Raw genomic sequence first — 16,232 nt, forward strand, 5'->3', positions numbered from 1 at the left:
GTCTCGCACAGGCGAGGACCGGCCGGGGGGGGCATCCTGACCCGGCACGGGTCCGGGTCCCGCCCGGACCCGGGGCTGCGGCCCGGCGCCTGCCCGGGTCCGGTTGTCCCCCCGCCCCGCCACCGGCGTCGGCCACCGCCGACGCGAGGCCGGTCCTCGCCTGTGCGAGACCGTCCGTCGCCCGTGCCAAGCCGGCCGTCGCCGCCCGTGCGAGGCCGGTTCTCGCCCGCGTCGCGGGCCACCGCTCGAAGGGACTCTCTGTGCGCACCTCCTCCCGCCCGCTGCGCCGGGTGCTGAGACTGACGGCGGCAGCCGCGCTGACGCTGACCTGCCTGGCGGGGCAGCAGACGGTGGCCGCCGCCACCACTGCGCCCGCTGGGAACGCCCCGGCACGCGCCGACGACCCGCGCGGGCTGACGGCCGACCGGCTGGCGGCTCAGGTACGCGGCCGTGAGGTGTTCCGCCATCTGCGGGCGTTCCAGCGGATCGCGGACGCCAGCGGCGGCGACCGCGGCTACAACCGGCCCGGGTTCACCCGTTCGGTGCGGTACGTCGCCGGGCGGCTGGAGGCCGCGGGGTACGCGGTGCAGCGGCAGCAGGTTCCCTACACCGACTTCGACGTCACCGACGAACGGCTGTCCGTGCGGAAGGGCCACGGAAGGGCTCACGACGTACCCGTACTGATGACGCGGTTCACGCCGTCGACCGCCGCGAGCGGCGTCCGCGCGCGGGCCGTCGCCCTGCCCGAGGGCAGAACCGGCTGCGCGGCCGACGACTACGACGGCGTGGCCGTCCGCGGCTCCGTCGTCGTCCTGGCCCGGAACGCCTGCGGTTTCGCGCACCAGCAGCAGGTCGCCGCGCGGGCCGGCGCACGGGCGGTGGTGATGTACTACCCGACACCGTCGCCGGAGAACAACTACCGCCTCATGGCCATGGACCCGGCGGACTTCAGCATCCCCATGGGCATGGTCTCCCAGACAGACGGGGAGCGGCTGGCCCGTCAGGCGACGGCACGGAACGGGGCGCGGGTGCGGCTGACGCTGCGGGCGCGGAACGTGGAGCGCACGACGGTCAACCTCATCGCCGAGACGCGCGGCGGCGACCCTGACGACGTGGTCGTGCTGGGCGGGCATCTGGACAGCGTCCCCGAGGCTCCCGGCATCAACGACAACGGCTCGACGGCCGCGACCGTCCTGCAGACGGCGCTGGCGATGGCTCCGCATCAGGACGCGGTGCGCAACAAGGTCAGATTCATGTGGTGGGGCGCGGAGGAGATCCTCGACGTCGGCTCCGGCTACTACGTGGACCACCTCTCCCCCGCCGAGCGCGGCAGGATCGCGGCCGTCCTCAACGGCGAGCTGCTCGCACCCTCCAACTCCGGGCGTTTCGTGTGGGATCCGGGGTCGGGCGGCAGCCACGAGATCGCCGAGCTGTTCGCCGGGTACTTCACCCGGCACGGTCTGCCCTTCGAGCGCCAGGACCCAGGCGCCATCGGCTCCGACCACCTGGTCTTCCAGGCCGCCGGCCTCCCGGTCGGTGGCATCGACGGAGGAAACCTGGGGGTGAAGACGGAGGAGCAGCAGGCACGCTTCGGCGGCACCGCTGGGCAGATGTTCGACCCTTGCTACCACCAGCCGTGCGACCGCCTGGACGCGATCGACCGCACGGCCCTCGACCGGAACGCGCCCGCGCTGGCCTGGGTCGCGGCCCGGCTGGCCATGGACGACGACGCGGTACGGGCCGTACGCCGGGCCGAGCGCTGACCCGTCCGGACAGCGCGCGCCCGGCACCTGACCGCCTCGCCGGTCGCCTGGCCGGTGCCGCCCGGCCAGACGCCTCACGTGCGCCGAGAAGGCGAACCAACCGCCTCGCATACACCGGGAAGGCAAACCGGAAGGGAAGGCCCCTCCTCCTGATCGAGGCGCGGAGGCGCTCAGCGGAGGCGCTCAGCCGCGGTCCGCCTCGAAGGTCCTCAACAGGTCCGCCGCGACACTCACCGCGATCGTGGCGGGTTCCTTGCCGGTGATCTCGGTCATTCCGATCGGGGTCTTGATCCGGTCGATCGCGGCGGCGTCGTGACCGCCCTCGGTGGCCAGGCGTTGCCGGAAACGCGCCCACTTGGCGGCCGAGCCGATCAGCCCGATCGAGCCGATTCCCGCGGTACGCAGGGCGGCGTCGGCCAGTGCGGCGTCCTCGGCGTGGTCATGCGTCATGATCAGGACGTGGGTGCCGGGTGCCAGCTCTTCGAGCACCTCCTCGGGAAGCAGCGGCGTGTGGTGCACGTGGATCTGCGCCACCGCGTCCGCGAGCACGCCGAGCCGCTCGTCGGTGAGCATGTCGGTGCGGGTGTCGACCAGGTGCAGGTCGAGGCTGTGGCGGGCCAGGATGCGTGCCAGCTCCAGCCCGACGTGCCCGACGCCGAAGACCGCCACCGCGGGCACCACCGGCAGCGGTTCGAGCAGTACGGTGACGGCTCCGCCGCAGCACTGCACGCCGTGCCGGTTGGTCACCTTGTCGTTGAGGGCGAACTCCATCAGCTCCGGCTCCGGATGGCACGTGCCGATCCGCTCGCGGGCCCGGTCGATGGCCACGGCCTCGATGTTGCCGCCGCCGATCGAGCCCCAGGTCCCGGTCCGTCCCACGACGAGTTTGGCACCGGCCCGGCGGGGCGCGTGGCCGCGCACGGTCGCGACGGTCACCAGCACGCCGGGCTCCCGGCGGGCTCGCAACCGCGCGACCGCGGCCACCCAGGTCGTGTCAGGCATTGCTCAGGGCGCTCGTGCCGACGCGGACCGCGCCGCCGTCACGAACGTCGTGCTCCGCGTGACCGCCGCGCCGTGCGTCACCGCCGCGGGCCGCTTCGATCGCCCAGAACACCGCCTCCGGCGTCGCCGGGGAGGCGAGTTCCACGCTGACTCCGGCGGGCCCGAACGCCGCGGCGGCCTGCCGCAACGCTTCCCGCACCGAGAACGCCAGCATCAGCGGAGGCTCACCCACCGCCTTGGAGCCGTAGACCGCGCCCTCTTCGGTGGCGTTCTCCAGCAGCGTGACGTTGAACTCCTCGGGCATCTCCGAGAAGCTGGGCAGCTTGTAGGTGCTCGCTGCCTGGGTCAGCAGCCGGCCGCGGTTCGGTCCCTCACCGGTGTCCCAGCGCAGGTCCTCAAGCGTCAGCCAGCCCGCGCCCTGCACGAAACCGCCCTCGACCTGGCCGATGTCGATCATCGGGGACAGGCTGTCGCCGACGTCGTGCACGATGTCCACCCGCCGGATGCGGTACGCGCCGGTGAAGCCGTCGACCTCCACCTCTGTTGCGGCCGCGCCGTAGGCGAAGTACTTGAACGGCGTGCCCCGGAAAGTCTTCGCGTCCCAGTGCAGCCCCTCGGTCCGGTAGAAACCGGCCGCCGACAGCTGTACCCGCTGGAAGTACGCGGCGCGCACCAGATCGTCCCAGGCCAGCTCGGTGTCGCTGCCGAGAGCGCGCGCGACGCCGTCGACGATGCGCACGTCGGAGGCGTTCGCACCCAGCTGGGTGCCGGCCACCCCCAGCAGCCGCTCGCGCAACTGCTCGCAGGCGTTCTTGACGGCCGCACCGTTGAGGTCCGCACCGGAACTGGCGGCGGTCGCCGAGGTGTTGGGCACCTTGTCGGTGCGGGTCGGCGCCAGCCGCACCTTGTGCAGTGGGATACCCAGGGTGGTCGCGGCCACCTGCAGCATCTTGGTGTGCAGGCCCTGGCCCATCTCGGTGCCGCCGTGGTTGATCAGGACCGAGCCGTCCTTGTAGATCAGCACCAGCGCGCCGCCCTGGTTGAAGGCGGTGAGGTTGAAGGAGATCCCGAACTTCACGCCGGTGAGCGCGAGCGCCCGCTTGGTGTGCGGGTGCGCGGCGTTGAAGGCGGCGATCTCGCGTTCGCGGTCGGTGAGATCCGCGTCCTCGCACACCTGCTGCCAGACGGTGGAGATCCGTTCGGGGTGGGCGACCGGCTGCCCGTACGGCGTCGACTGGCCCTGCCGGTAGAAGTTGCGCTCGCGCAACTCCCGCGGGTCCAGGCCGAGCAGCGGCGCGCACCGGCCCATGATGTCCTCGATCACCAGCATGCCCTGCGGTCCGCCGAAGCCACGGAAGGCGGTGTTGGAGACCGCGTTGGTCTTGGCGATGCGACCGGCGACGCGGGCGTGGGGAATCCAGTAGGTGTTGTCGATGTGGCACAGCGCGCGGGCCAGCACCGGCTCCGAGAGGTCCAGGCTCCAGCCGCCGTCCGCGGTCAAGGTGGCGTCCAGCGCCTGGATACGGCCGTCGGCGTCGAAGCCGATCCGCCACTCGGCGTGGAACCCGTGGCGCTTGCCCGACATGGTCAGGTCCTGGGTCCGGTTGAGCCGCAGCCGGACCGGCCGCCCTGTCAGCCTGGCCCCGAGCGCGGCGATGGCCGCGAAGCCGTGCGGCTGCATCTCCTTGCCGCCGAAGCCGCCGCCCATCCGCAGGCACTGCACGGTCACCTCGTGGCTGTGCAGGCCCAGCACGTGCGCGACGATCTCCTGGGTCTCCGAGGGGTGCTGGCTGCTGCTTTGGACGAAGACCTGCCCGTTCTCGTCGATCTGGGCCAGGGCCGCGTGCGTCTCGAGGTAGAAGTGCTCCTGGCCGGAGAACTGGAACTCGCCGGTGAACACGTGTGCGGAGTCGGCGAAGCCCGCGTCGACGTCGCCGGTCAGTACGACGGGCTGGGCGCCGTGGAAACTCTCGGCCGCGATCGCCTCTTGCAGCGTGAGCAGTGCGGGCTGCTCGTCGAGTTCCACCTCGACGGCCGCCGCACCGAGCCTGGCAGCCTCCAGGGACTCGCCCAGCACCCAGGCGACCGCGTGGCCGTGGAACATGACCTCGTCGGGGAAGAGCGGTTCGTCGTGCTTCATCCCGGCGTCGTTGACGCCGGGCACGTCGGCACCGGTCAGCACCCGGACCACACCGGGCACGGCGAGCGCGGGCTCGGTGCGCAGCGCCGTGATCCTGCCGTGCGCCTTCATGACCTGCACCGGGTAGGCGTGCAGCGCGTCCTTGGTACGGAAGACCAGGTCATCGGTGTAGAGCGCGGTACCGGTGACGTGCTGGGCGGCGCTCTCGTGCGGCATCGGTACGCCGACGACAGACGTTTCGGGGCGCTCGGACAGATGGCTCATGACGACACCGCCTCAGTGGTTTCTGCGTACAGCTTCAGCAGGCTCTGGCCGAGCATCGCGGAGCGGTAGTCGGCGCTGGCTCGGTGATCGTTCATCGGCGTGCCCTGGGCCCGCAGCACCTGGGCCGCGGCCTCGGCGGTCTCGGCGGCCCACGGCTTGCCCTCCAGGGCCGCCTCGGTCGCCAGGGCGCGGACCGGCGTGGCGGCGACGCCGCCCAGGCCGATGCGTGCCTTGCGGACGAAGCCGTCCTCGATGTCCAGCGCGAAGGCGACCGCCACGCTGGAGATGTCGTCGAAGCGCCGCTTGGCGATCTTGTGGAAGGCCGCGACCGGCGCCAGGGGCAGCGGGATGCGCACCGCCCGGATCAACTCGCCCGGACGGCGTACGCTCTGCCGGTATCCGGTGAAGTAGTCCGCAAGCGGGACCTCGCGCTCACCGTCGGCGTCGGCGAGCACGACCGACGCCTCCAGCGCGAGCAGCACCGGCGGGCTGTCACCGATGGGAGAGCCGGTACCCAGGTTGCCGCCGAGGGTCGCGCTGTTGCGGATGAGCCGGGAAGCGAACTGCGGGAACAGTTGCGCCAGCAGCGGGACGCGGCCGTCGAGGCGGCGTTCGATCTCGGTGAGCGTCAGCGCCGCCCCGACCTCGACGTGGTCGGACTCGACGCGCAGTCCCCGCAGTTCGGGCAGCCGGTCGACGGCGACCACGCAGTCCGCCCGCCGGGAGCGGATGTTCACCTCCACGCCCCAGTCGGTGCTTCCGGCGACCACCACCGCGTCGGGTCGCTCGCGCAGCACCCGCAGGGTCTCGGCCAGCGTGCCCGGGCGCAGGAACACGCTGTCGTCCTGGGCGTACGCGGTGGCGACCGGTTCGGGTGGGGCCTGCTCACGGCGCTGCGCCAGCGGGTCGTCCTCGGCGGGCGCGCCGAGGGCGAACGCGGCGTCGCGAATCGGGCGGTAGCCGGTGCAGCGGCACAGGTTCCCGCTCAGCGAGTGCAGATCGAACCCGTTCGGACCGTGCTCGGCGTCGGTGGTGCAGGCGGCGTCACGGCCGGCCGCGTCGCTGTCGGCCGTGTCACTGTCGGCCACGTTCGCGTCGGCTACCGCGCAGCGGTCGGGCCGGTAGTACTCGGCGGCCATGCTGCAGACGAAGCCCGGTGTGCAGTAACCGCACTGCGAGCCGCCGCGCAGCGCCATCTCCTCCTGCACCTGGTGCAGCGTGGGCGGCGTGCCGGGCTCGCCGGCGGTGGCGAGGCCTTCGGAGGTGACGATCTCCTGACCGTCGAGGGCCGCGGCCGGGACCAGGCAGGCGTTGACCGCCACCCAGTCGGTCGGCTTGTTCACCCCCGGACGGGCCACCAGGATCGAACACGCGCCGCATTCGCCCTCGGCGCAGCCTTCCTTGCTCCCGGTGAGGCCACGCTCACGCAGGAAATCCAGGACCGATGTATGGGGGGCGGCCGGGGAAATCGGGGTGGCCTTCCCATTGACCGTGGTCCGCGCCGCTACCATGACACATCCTCATTTCGGTGCGCGGTCGTACTGATTATCCTAGTCGCCATTTCAGGGGCTTTCTCTTTCGGTGGCGCAGCTTGAGAACCGGAAGCGCAGATCGGCACGAAAACGGCGTGCCGCAGGCGATGACGAAGAACGGAAGGTGCCGGGGCCGCAACGCGGGCACGCCGGTCGGAGGGGCTGCTCAGCAGCCGTGCGCGACGCGGCCCGGGACCCAGGCGGTCCGCCGGGCGAGGCGATGCAGGTCGGAGAGGATCGACATCCGACTTCGCCTCCTTCTGGTAGCCAACGGGCCGGTGCGCTTGAAACTAAGTTGCCACCGACCCGTCAGTCAACCCGACCTGCGGAAACCCGCATCGGCTCAGAGGAAGCTCTGACGAGCCGGCCACCTGTCTCCCCGCACATTGTCCTATCGTCCAAAGCGATACGGCGGTTCGGCGCGCAACTCCGCACACCACAGCGCCTTTTCCGACAAGCGGAGCGGAGGTCCGGCGCCCGCAGGGGGCCGGCCGCCCTGTACGGGTGGCCGGCCCCGGGAGGCGATCGTCATCGCCCGCGTGCCGGTGCGCGGCGGACCGGGCCGTCAGTAGTCGACGCGGTCCGACTTGGCCAGCCACGCGTCGAACGGCGCCGTACGGTTGGGCAGGTCCAACTGCTCGACGTGCACCGGCCACATCGACGTCGGCTGCTTCTCGAACAGGTCGTAGAACTTGCGGTCGTCGAAACCGGCCACCGCGGCGTCGTGCCGGTCGGCGGAGAAGACGATCCGGTCGACCCGCGCCCACAGCGCGGAGGAAAGGCACATCGGACACGGCTCGCACGAGGTGACCAGCACGCAGCCCTCGAGTGAGAAGGAGTCGAGCTGCTTGCAGGCGGCACGCATGGCACTCACCTCGGCGTGCGCCGTCGGGTCCAGGGCCGCGGTGACCTGGTTGTTCCCGATCGCGATGATGTCATTGCCCTTGGCAACCAGTGCGCCGAACGGACCGCCGCCGTCCGCCACGCTGTCGGTGGCCAGCCTGATCGCCTCGCCCATCCAGGCACGCTCGTGATCCCGGGTGTTCGCTTCTTGGGTCTGCGTAGTCACGGTCGCTTCTTTCGGTTCGGAGACGGTGAGGACTCCCGGATGCTCCGGCCGTGCGGGACGCCGCACGCTCTCGGCAACACGTCGGTTCCGCACGTGCAGCCGCGAGCAGCTCGGCCGACGGCACCCGCGGGAGTCCAGCGCCGCCTCGGCGCCTTCGTTCAGCTTGTGTGAGGAGTACACCGCCAACCGAGTTGCGGCGGCCAGAGGTGGAAGACATGAAGACTTTCGCAGGCAGGAGTCGGCTTCTTGTCGTTACCTACAAAGGGCCGGCCCGCTCGCCTTGTCGGTCTTGGCAAAGACCTGTCGGTCTTGGCAAAGAGGTGTGCCAGGAAGCGATCAGGACGGTGGGGACGAGGGCGGCAGCAGTACGGGGGCGAGTTCGCGCAGCCGGGCCCAACGGGGCGACCGGACGAGAGTGGCCGCCTCCTGGATGGTGGTGTCGTCGACGGTGGCCCTCACCACCCGGCCGGTGCCCAGGTCCTCGGCCGTGACGTGGAGGAGACCCATGGGGTCCAGGTCTGTGGTCACTTCGATCACCGGTACGCCGCGAGCGGCTGGTGGGACTCCGTCGAGCACCAACACCGCGAGGGTCCTGTTCGCCGACGCCTCCCGCCTCTCCCCTTCCACGACGTGCAGGACCACCGTGCCCTGTTCGTGCCCGCACGTCGTGAAGCGCTCACTTCTCTTCGTGGGGAGCGTCGTGTTCCGGTGGAGGATCCGCTCGGCTGTCTCGCCCTGCACCTCCACGCTGACGGAGGTGGGGCAGGCGTGCAAGGTGAGCACGTCCTTCACGGCACCGGCCAGGACGCCGGCCTCGAGTGCGGCGCCGGTGGCCGCCCCGTCCGTGATCAGTCGGCGCCAGGGCTCCCGGCCCCCCGCGAGCCGGCGGGCCCACTCGTCGACCGCCGGCATGCGGGCGGCACCGCCTGCCAGGACGACCCGGTCGATGTCGGCGTACGTGAGCGCTGCGTCGGAGAGGGCGCGTTCGACGGGCTGAAGGCAGCGCTCCAGCAGGTCCCGGGTGCGGCTCTCGAACTCCTCGCGGGACAGGGTCTCGTCGAGGTGCAGCGGCCCCTGAGGGCCGTGGGCGAGGTAGGGCAGCCGAAGTGCCGTGGTGCGCACCGTCGACAGCTCGGTCTTCGCCTTCTCAGCCGCCTCCCGCAGACGCTGCATCACCGCGGCGTCGTCGACGAGATCGACGCCGTAGCGGTCTCGGAAGCGGCTCGTCAGGTGCTGGACGATCCGCAGGTCCCAGTCGTCACCGCCGAGGTGGTCGCCCGCGTTCCCAAAGACCTCCACGACGCCGTCACCGACCTGCAGCAGCGAGACGTCGAGCGTCCCACCACCGAGATCCAGGACCAGTACCGTGGCATCTTCCTGCCACTGGTCCCAGTGATACGCCACCCCCGTAGCCACGGGCCCGCTGACCATACGCGCTACACGCATCCCCGCGGCTTCGGCGGCAACGGCCAACGCCTTCCGCTGACGGAACCCGAAAACGGCAGGCACCGTCAGCGCCACCACACCGAGTGATGCGCCGAGGTACGCCTCGGCGTCCTCCCGTAGCCGGGTGAGGAGGAGGCGGACGGCGTCATGCGCTGTCAGCCGTACGCCGCCCCGTGTCATGCTCCAGTCCGTGCCCAGCTTCAGCATCACCGACCGTACGGTGCCGGCAGGGTTCGTGAGGGCCTGCCGCTCGGCGGCTGCACCTGTCAGGACCCTCCCCTCGGCGGTGACTGCCACCAGGCTCGGCGTGACCGGTAATCCCTCGCTGTTGGGGATGCACCGAACATTCCCGCCGATGTGCGCGCTGACAACCGAGTTCGTCGTTCCCAGGTCGATGCCCACGGGCGGATTCCGGACGTCGTACGGGGGCTGGGAAGTGCGGGGGGTCCCTGCCGGGGGCGTTGCCGGACGTGTGTAGCCGGGGACGTCGTCCGTGGACGGCGTCGTGGTGGTGAAGGGGTGTGTCAGCGGGTCCTCCTGATCGAGGAGGCGCACGGCGTCGCGTGCCAGCTGGTCGAGCACTTGTGGCGGCAGCCAGCCAGTGGACGGGTCGTAGCCTGCTTCCGCCTGTTCCCGCAGGGCACGCGGGGAGGGGCGGTCGGCGGGGGCTTTGGCCAAACAGCTGCTGATCAGACCCCGCAGCGCCGCCGGCACGCCGGCCAGGTCGGGCTCCGCGTGGGCCACCTGGTACATCAGCGCGAGCGCCTGCCCGTCCGCGGCCTCGAAAGGCGCCCGCCCGCGGGCGGCGAAGGCCAGGACCGAGCCCAGCGAGAAGACGTCGCTGGCCCCGCTCAGGTGCTCGCCCCGGGCTTGCTCCGGGGACATGAAGGCGGGCGTGCCGACGGTGGCCCCGCCCGCGGTCAGCACCGTGGTCAGGGACGAGCCCACGGCCCGGGCGACACCGAAGTCGATCACCTTCGGACCGTCGAGCGTCATCATGACGTTGGACGGTTTCAGGTCGCGGTGGATCAGCGAGAGATGGATGTCGGCGAGCGCCTGGGCCAGCCTGGCGGCCAGCACCCGCACCGAACGCTCCGGCAAGGGACCGTACCGGCTGACCACCTCGTGTAGCGTCGGCCCCGCGATGTAAGCGGTCGCCACCCACGGCACCTGCGCGTCGGGGCCTGCCGCCAGGACTTGCGCGGTCCACTGCCCGCCGACCCGCTGGGCAGCCACGGTCTCCCACGCGAAGCGCCGGCGGAAATCCGGGATCGCCGCCAGTTCGGCACGGACGGTCTTCACCGCGACCAGGCGGCCCCGTGGCGTCCGGGCCAGGTAGACCACGCCCATCCCGCCCTCGCCCAGCCGGCCGAGAATCCGGTACTCGGCGATCCGCGCGGGATCTCCCTCACGCAACGGCTCCACAGTCGGCTGTCCCCCTGCCCGCTCGGCAACACCCGCAAGGCTAGCTTCACCGCACCGCGCGCCGACCCCGTCCTTCGGCACGCCGAACGGTTGGCCAGGGCGCAGGGCCGGCGGGGGCGGTGGCTCCTACCTGGCCGACGAACTGCCTCCGGCGGGCGCACGTAACGCCGCTTTGTCAGGCACCGTAGCGGCCGAGGCGGGCGCTCTCCCGCCGCCTGCCACGCGTCAGTGACACGCCTCCGGCATGCCGTGGAACCACGTGGGCCCACCCTCTGTGGCCTGCTTGATCCGGAAGACCGCGAACTCCGCGAGGGGCGGCAGCGCGTCCAGGTCGAACCAGCCCACCTCCAGCGACTCGTCGTCGTTGACACGGGCCTCGTCACTGACCGCACGGCAGCGGAAGGTGATGTCCATGAACTGGCAGACATCGCCGTTCGGGTAGGTGACGGGCTTCTCGATGCCGTGGACGGATACGACACGTTCCGGCACGCACCGCACGTTCGTCTCCTCGAAGACCTCCCGCACCGCGCAGTCAGCGGGCTGCTCGCCCGGCTCCGGGATGCCGCCGATCACCGACCACAAACCGGTGTCGACACGCCGGCCGAGCAGCACCCGCCCCCGGCCGTCGAAGACGACCGCCGTCACACCGGGCAGGTACAGCAGCTGGTGCCCCGCGGAGCGCCGCAGGTCACGGATGAAATCAGGAGTGGCCATGCACCGACCCTACGACGCGGCCGGCACCGGGGGCCCGCGTGCACGCTGAGCGGCGCCAGGCATCCCTCAGGACCCCCGTGGCGAGCTGACGGGCAGGTCATGACACCGGCTCGTGCGGCACGTCCGGTGCCGCCGCCGCTTCGCCCAGGCGCCGGCCGGCCCTGTCCGGAAACCGGTCGTCAGCGTTGCGGGGAGGCTCTAGTGTCATCGTCTGTGACCGACCCTTCCTCGTCTCCCCGTGCGACGGCTGAGGCCTACGATGCCGTCGCCGCTCTGTATGCCGAACTCGCCCGTGACGCGCTCGCCGCCTTTCCACTGGATCGTGCGGTACTCGCCGCGTTCGCCGACACCGTGCGGGCCGCCGGCTCGGGGCCCGTCGCCGAGCTGGGGTGCGGCCCCGGCAGTGTCACGGCACACCTGCGGGATCTGGGGCTGGACGTCTTCGGCGTCGATCTGTCGCCGGCGATGATCGCTCTCGCCCGCGAGGCGTACCCGGACCTGCGGTTCGAGCTCGGTTCCATGGAGACCCTGGACTTGGCCGACGGCCAGTTGCAGGCCATCGTGTCCTGGTATTCGGTCATTCACACCCCACCGCGGGAGATCCCCTCGTACTTCCAGGAGTTCCGTCGGGTACTGGCGCGAGGAGGCACGCTTCTGCTCGCCTTCTTCGAGTCGGAGGGTGAGCCGACCACCGCGTTCGACCACAAGGTGACGACCGCCTACCGATGGCCGATCGACGACCTCGCCGAGCTGGCCGGTGAGGCCGGCTTCACCGAGGTCGGGCGGATGCTGCGGGAGCCGGGCGAGGGGGAGCGGTTCCGCCGTGGGCATCTGCTGATGCGCTCGGGGAGGTGACCCGGTGCGGCCGGGCCCGCGTCGGGTTCTCCGCGCGCGCCGCCGCTCACGTCCCGTGCGGGACGTCGGGTCGGTCCGGTCCCGCCTGGCCGTCACCGTGCCGGACCACTGTGCGGGGGGGGGAGCCGCTCCCCCTGCCGAACCCCTCGGCCGGTCAGGCGCGCAGTACGGCGAGGCGGGCGCGGATGTGGTGAACGGCCGCCTCGGCGTCGTCCACCGTGACGGTGAAGACCCGGCCGTCCCCCAGCCGCAGGATGACGCCCTCACCACGGCGGATCACCACCGCCGTGCCCATTCCGGGGCGCCAGCGGTAGCCCCAGCCGCCCCAGTGCCGTGGGGTGACGGTGGGTGCGTGGTCGGCCGCGACGACGTCCCGCAGCGGAATCCGGCGGCGCGGCACACCGGCGTGGCCGCAGCGCACCTGCAGGCTGTCGTCGTCGACGGTGACCTCGACGTGGACGAAGGCCAGGGTGCCGAAGAGGATCAGCAGCCCGGTGGCGACGCAGCCGACGACCGACATGACCAGCGGCACGAGCCCGCCTGACCAACTGGTGTCGACGGCGAGCTCGATACCGAGCGCCAGGCAGCCGGCCCCCAGGGCCGCGAGCCCCCATTGGAGGCGGCTGGTGGCCCGCCCTGTCCACCCCTCGGCTCTCGCCGCCGAGGCGGCGTCCGCGAGGGGCGCGGGTGGGGCGAGCGGGGAGTCGTCATGGCCGCGGAATCCGGCGCCACCTTCGGCGGGGGGCGCGCCGTCGCGGGGCAGATCCGTCATGTTCGGCAGCGTACTCCCGCTGCGAGGCGGGGGCAGCCCGTGGAGCCGAGCCGTCCGCAAAGCCCCCGAAGGGGTGTATACGCGGCGTGAGGGCGTCAGCCGCGCGCGGCTGCGGCGGGGGCGAGGAGGCGGCCCTCCGCGTAGGTGAGCGCGGCGGCGGGAAGGGTGCTGGTCCTGCCGCTGTGCAGCACCGTGAGGCCGCCGGTGGGCGCGGCGCCGGGCTCGGGTCGGATGCCCGCGCGGCGCAGCGCTTGGGCACAGACGGCGACGGCGGAGCCCTGCAGCGCGGGCCCGTCCGGGCCGGGGCGCGGGCCGGAGTCCGAGCCGTGGCCGGAGCCGGAGTCCGAGCCGTGGCCGGGGCCGGGGCCGGGGCCGGAACGGGAGTCGGAGCCGCCGAGGGCTTCGCGGATGCGCTCGCCGACCAGCTCGTAGTGGGTGCAGCCGAGGACGACGGTCTGCGCGTAGCCGGGTGTGCGCCGGGCCGCGGCCTCGACCGCCGCCGAGATGAGCGCCTCGTCGCCGTTCTCGATCGCTTCGGCCAGCCCGTGGCAGGGCACGCCCGTGATGTCGGCGCCGTTCGCGAACTCTTCGATCAGCTGCTGCTGGTAGGGGCTTCCCGTGGTGGCGGGCGTGGCCCAGATCGCGACCCGGCCCCCGGTGGTCGCGGCAGCCGCCGCGGCGGGCTTGACGGCGGGAACGGTGCCGATGACCGGCAGCGCGGGCTCCAGTTCGGCACGGAGGGCGGGCAGCGCGTGCACCGAGGCGGTGTTGCAGGCCACGATCAGCGCCTGGGGCTCGTGCGCGGCGGCGGCGCGGGCGCACAGGAGGGCTCTCTCGGTGATCCCGTCCGCGTCACGGGGCCCCCAGGGCATTCCGTCAGGGTCGAGGGAGAGCACCAGGTCGGCGTCGGGGCGTGCGCGGCGCACCGCCGCTGCCGCTGCGAGCAGGCCGATACCGGAGTCCATGAGCGCGATCTTCACGGTGCACAACTGTAATCGATCGGCTATGCGGACCCGGCTCGTCACGGTGCTCCGGGCGGCCCGCGTGCGGCAGACTGCCGCACGATGAGCACCCTCACCTGGACCACCGCCGTTCCGCTCGCCTCGCTGGCCGCGTGGGTGTGGCTGCTGTTGGGGCAGGGCTTCTTCTGGCGGACCGATGTGCGGATGCCGCCCGCGCCCGCCGAGGAGCCTGCGGTGTGGCCGTCCGTCACCGTGGTCGTGCCCGCCCGTGACGAGGCCGAGGTGCTGCCGGTGAGCCTGCCCTCGCTGCTGACGCAGGACTACCCGGGGCGGGCGGAGGTGCTGCTGGTGGACGACGGTTCCACGGACGGTACGGGGCGGCTCGCCCGCACGCTCGCGGAACGCACGCCTGACGGCCTGCCGTTGACGGTGCTGTCTGCGGGCGAGCCCGAGCCGGGCTGGACGGGCAAGCTGTGGGCCCTGCGGTGCGGGATCGCGCACGCGCGGGCGGGCCGCACCGGTGGAGGGGTACCCGAGTTCCTGCTGCTGACGGACGCCGACATCGCGCACGGGCCCGACTCGCTGCGCCGGCTGGTGCGCGGGGCGCTCGCCGGGCGGCTCGACCTGGTGTCGCAGATGGCGCGGTTGCGGGTGCGTACCGGCTGGGAGCGGATGATCGTGCCGGCCTTCGTGTACTTCTTCTCGCAGCTGTATCCGTTCCGCTGGGTCAACAGGCCCGCGGCGCGCACCGCCGCGGCGGCGGGGGGCTGCGCGCTGCTGCGGACCGGGACGGCGGTGCGGGCCCGGCTGCCGGACAGCATCAGGGACGCCGTCATCGACGACGTGACGCTGGGCCGTGCCGTCAAGCGCGCGGGGGGCCGGATCTGGCTGGGGCTCGCGGACTCGGTGACGAGTGTGCGCCCGTACGAGGGGCTGGGACCGCTGTGGCGCATGGTCTCGCGCAGCGCCTACGCGCAGTTGCTCAACAATCCGCTGCTGCTGGCCGGCACCGTACTGGGGCTGGCGCTGGTGTATCTGGTGCCGCCGGTGTGGGCGTGCGCGGGGTCGCCGGTGGGCGGGGCGGCATGGCTGCTGATGACGCTGACGTACCTGCCGATACTGCGCTACTACGGCCAGCCGCTGTGGCTCGCGCCTGTGCTGCCGGTGACGGCTGCGCTCTACCTGGCGATGACCGTCGACTCGGCGGTGCAGCACTACCGTGGCCGGGGCGCCGCGTGGAAGGGCCGCACCTATCGCTGACGGCCACGGCGTCCCTGCTCCGCCCGGTGGCCACCTCTTCCGCACGGGTCATGACGACGACTTCCGCACGGGTCATGGCGACGACTTCCGCACGGGTCGTGACGACGACGCGTCCGCCGGGCCGTCTCACTTGCGCCCAGGCGTCCACTGCATGCCCCAGCCGTACTCCTGATCGACGGTGCGCTGCGGGCTCATGCCCCGCTGCGGCACCAGGTAACGCGCTTCGCGGCGCACCATCAACTCGCCGCTCTCGTTGCTGATCAGGGCGAGGGCGCACACGGTGGAGGGGATGGTGCACTCGTCGAGGGAGAAGTCGACGGGCGCGCCGTGCTGCGGCCGGAGCGTGACGGTGGCGTGCAGCCCGGCGAAGCTGCGCGCGCCCTCGTAGATGGTGACGAAGATGAGCACACGCCGCAGGTCGGCCGCGTGGTCCAGGTTGAGCGTCAGGTTCTCGCCGGTCTCCACGGCGCCGGTGCGGTCGTCGCCGTCGAGATGGATGTAGGGCGGCCGGTGCAGCGAGCCGAAGGAGTTGCCGAGCGCCTGCACGACGCCTTTGCGGCCGTCGGCCAGCTCGTAGAGGGCGCACAGGTCCAGGTCGGGGCCCGTCAGCGCGCCCATGGCCTTGCTCAGCCGCCCGGCCAGCCCCTTGGGCTGCTGGGCCTGGGTCGTCCAGTTGAGGTTGACCCGCATGGCGCCGGAGGTGCCGCCCTGCTTGGTCAGGGAGACCGAGGGCGCCTCCTTGGTGAGCGTCACCTTGCTCATCCGCACGGGCGCGGCGGGTGCGGGCTGAGATGCCGACGGCGGCGCCGGAGCCGCCGGGGCCGGGGCCGGGGGGGGGGGGGGGGGGGGGGGGGGGGGGGGGGGGGGGGGGGGGGGGGGGGGGGGGGGGGGGGGGGGGGGGGGGGGGGGGGGGGGGGGGGGGGGGGGGGGGGGGGGGGGGGGGGGCCGCGCCCGTGCGGATGAGCAAGCTGCTTGGTCAGGGAGACCGAGGGCCCCTCCTTGGTGAGCGTCACCTTGCCCATCCGCAC

11 protein-coding genes and 1 pseudogene are annotated in these 16,232 nt (G+C 72.4%); 3 read left to right on the forward strand and 9 right to left on the reverse strand.

Annotation, left to right across the window (positions count from 1 at the left end; translation table 11 throughout):
* Window positions 1-260 precede the first annotated feature (260 nt).
* Window positions 261-1,763, forward strand: coding sequence for a M28 family peptidase (locus AB8Z75_RS18060; RefSeq protein ID WP_369203197.1), 1,503 nt, complete (start codon window positions 261-263; stop codon window positions 1,761-1,763).
* A gap of 183 nt (window positions 1,764-1,946) precedes the next feature.
* Here the strand turns inward: AB8Z75_RS18060 and xdhC are convergent, their stop codons facing one another.
* From xdhC to AB8Z75_RS18090, 6 genes are all read right to left on the reverse strand, one after another.
* Window positions 1,947-2,765 (reverse strand): xanthine dehydrogenase accessory protein XdhC, encoded by an 819-nt coding sequence (gene xdhC, locus AB8Z75_RS18065; RefSeq protein WP_369203199.1) that lies wholly within the window; start codon window positions 2,763-2,765, stop codon window positions 1,947-1,949.
* Entirely contained in the window at window positions 2,758-5,169 is a 2,412-nt protein-coding gene (xdhB, locus tag AB8Z75_RS18070) for a xanthine dehydrogenase molybdopterin binding subunit (RefSeq protein WP_369203201.1), read from the reverse strand. Before xdhB ends, xdhC begins: the two co-directional genes overlap by 8 nt.
* Entirely contained in the window at window positions 5,166-6,680 is a 1,515-nt protein-coding gene (locus tag AB8Z75_RS18075) for a xanthine dehydrogenase small subunit (protein ID WP_369203203.1), read from the reverse strand. The genes xdhB and AB8Z75_RS18075 overlap by 4 nt, the downstream gene beginning before the upstream one ends.
* A 586-nt stretch (window positions 6,681-7,266) precedes the next feature.
* Window positions 7,267-7,770 (reverse strand): nucleoside deaminase, encoded by a 504-nt coding sequence (locus AB8Z75_RS18080; protein ID WP_369203205.1) that lies wholly within the window; start codon window positions 7,768-7,770, stop codon window positions 7,267-7,269.
* 336 nt (window positions 7,771-8,106) lie between these two features.
* On the reverse strand, window positions 8,107-10,641 hold the full coding sequence (locus AB8Z75_RS18085; protein ID WP_369203207.1) for an Hsp70 family protein: 2,535 nt from the start codon (window positions 10,639-10,641) through the stop codon (window positions 8,107-8,109).
* Window positions 10,642-10,866: 225 nt separating this feature from the next.
* Window positions 10,867-11,355, reverse strand: a complete 489-nt coding sequence (locus tag AB8Z75_RS18090; protein ID WP_369203209.1) for an NUDIX domain-containing protein — start codon at window positions 11,353-11,355, stop codon at window positions 10,867-10,869.
* Window positions 11,356-11,568: 213 nt separating this feature from the next.
* On the opposite strand from AB8Z75_RS18090, the gene AB8Z75_RS18095 reads away from it, so the two are divergent.
* Complete coding sequence (locus AB8Z75_RS18095; RefSeq protein WP_369203211.1) at window positions 11,569-12,210, forward strand: class I SAM-dependent methyltransferase; 642 nt, start codon at window positions 11,569-11,571, stop codon at window positions 12,208-12,210.
* Window positions 12,211-12,364: 154 nt separating this feature from the next.
* Here AB8Z75_RS18095 and AB8Z75_RS18100 read toward each other — a convergent pair whose 3' ends face one another.
* Both AB8Z75_RS18100 and AB8Z75_RS18105 read right to left on the reverse strand, forming a co-directional pair.
* A complete protein-coding gene (locus AB8Z75_RS18100) occupies window positions 12,365-12,982 on the reverse strand; it encodes a hypothetical protein (RefSeq protein ID WP_369203213.1) in 618 nt (205 codons plus the stop codon).
* 95 nt (window positions 12,983-13,077) lie between these two features.
* Window positions 13,078-13,962: a glutamate racemase gene (locus AB8Z75_RS18105; RefSeq protein WP_369203215.1), complete on the reverse strand. Its 885-nt coding sequence runs from the start codon at window positions 13,960-13,962 to the stop codon at window positions 13,078-13,080.
* 84 nt (window positions 13,963-14,046) lie between these two features.
* Between AB8Z75_RS18105 and AB8Z75_RS18110 the strand changes: the two genes are divergently transcribed.
* Window positions 14,047-15,204 (forward strand): glycosyltransferase, encoded by a 1,158-nt coding sequence (locus tag AB8Z75_RS18110; RefSeq protein WP_369203217.1) that lies wholly within the window; start codon window positions 14,047-14,049, stop codon window positions 15,202-15,204.
* 126 nt (window positions 15,205-15,330) lie between these two features.
* Here AB8Z75_RS18110 and AB8Z75_RS18115 read toward each other — a convergent pair.
* Window positions 15,331-16,232, reverse strand: a pseudogene (locus tag AB8Z75_RS18115) (Tellurium resistance); the annotation flags it as partial.

The organism is Streptomyces sp. PU-14G (genome assembly GCF_041028275.1).
GTDB lineage: Bacteria > Actinomycetota > Actinomycetes > Streptomycetales > Streptomycetaceae > Streptomyces.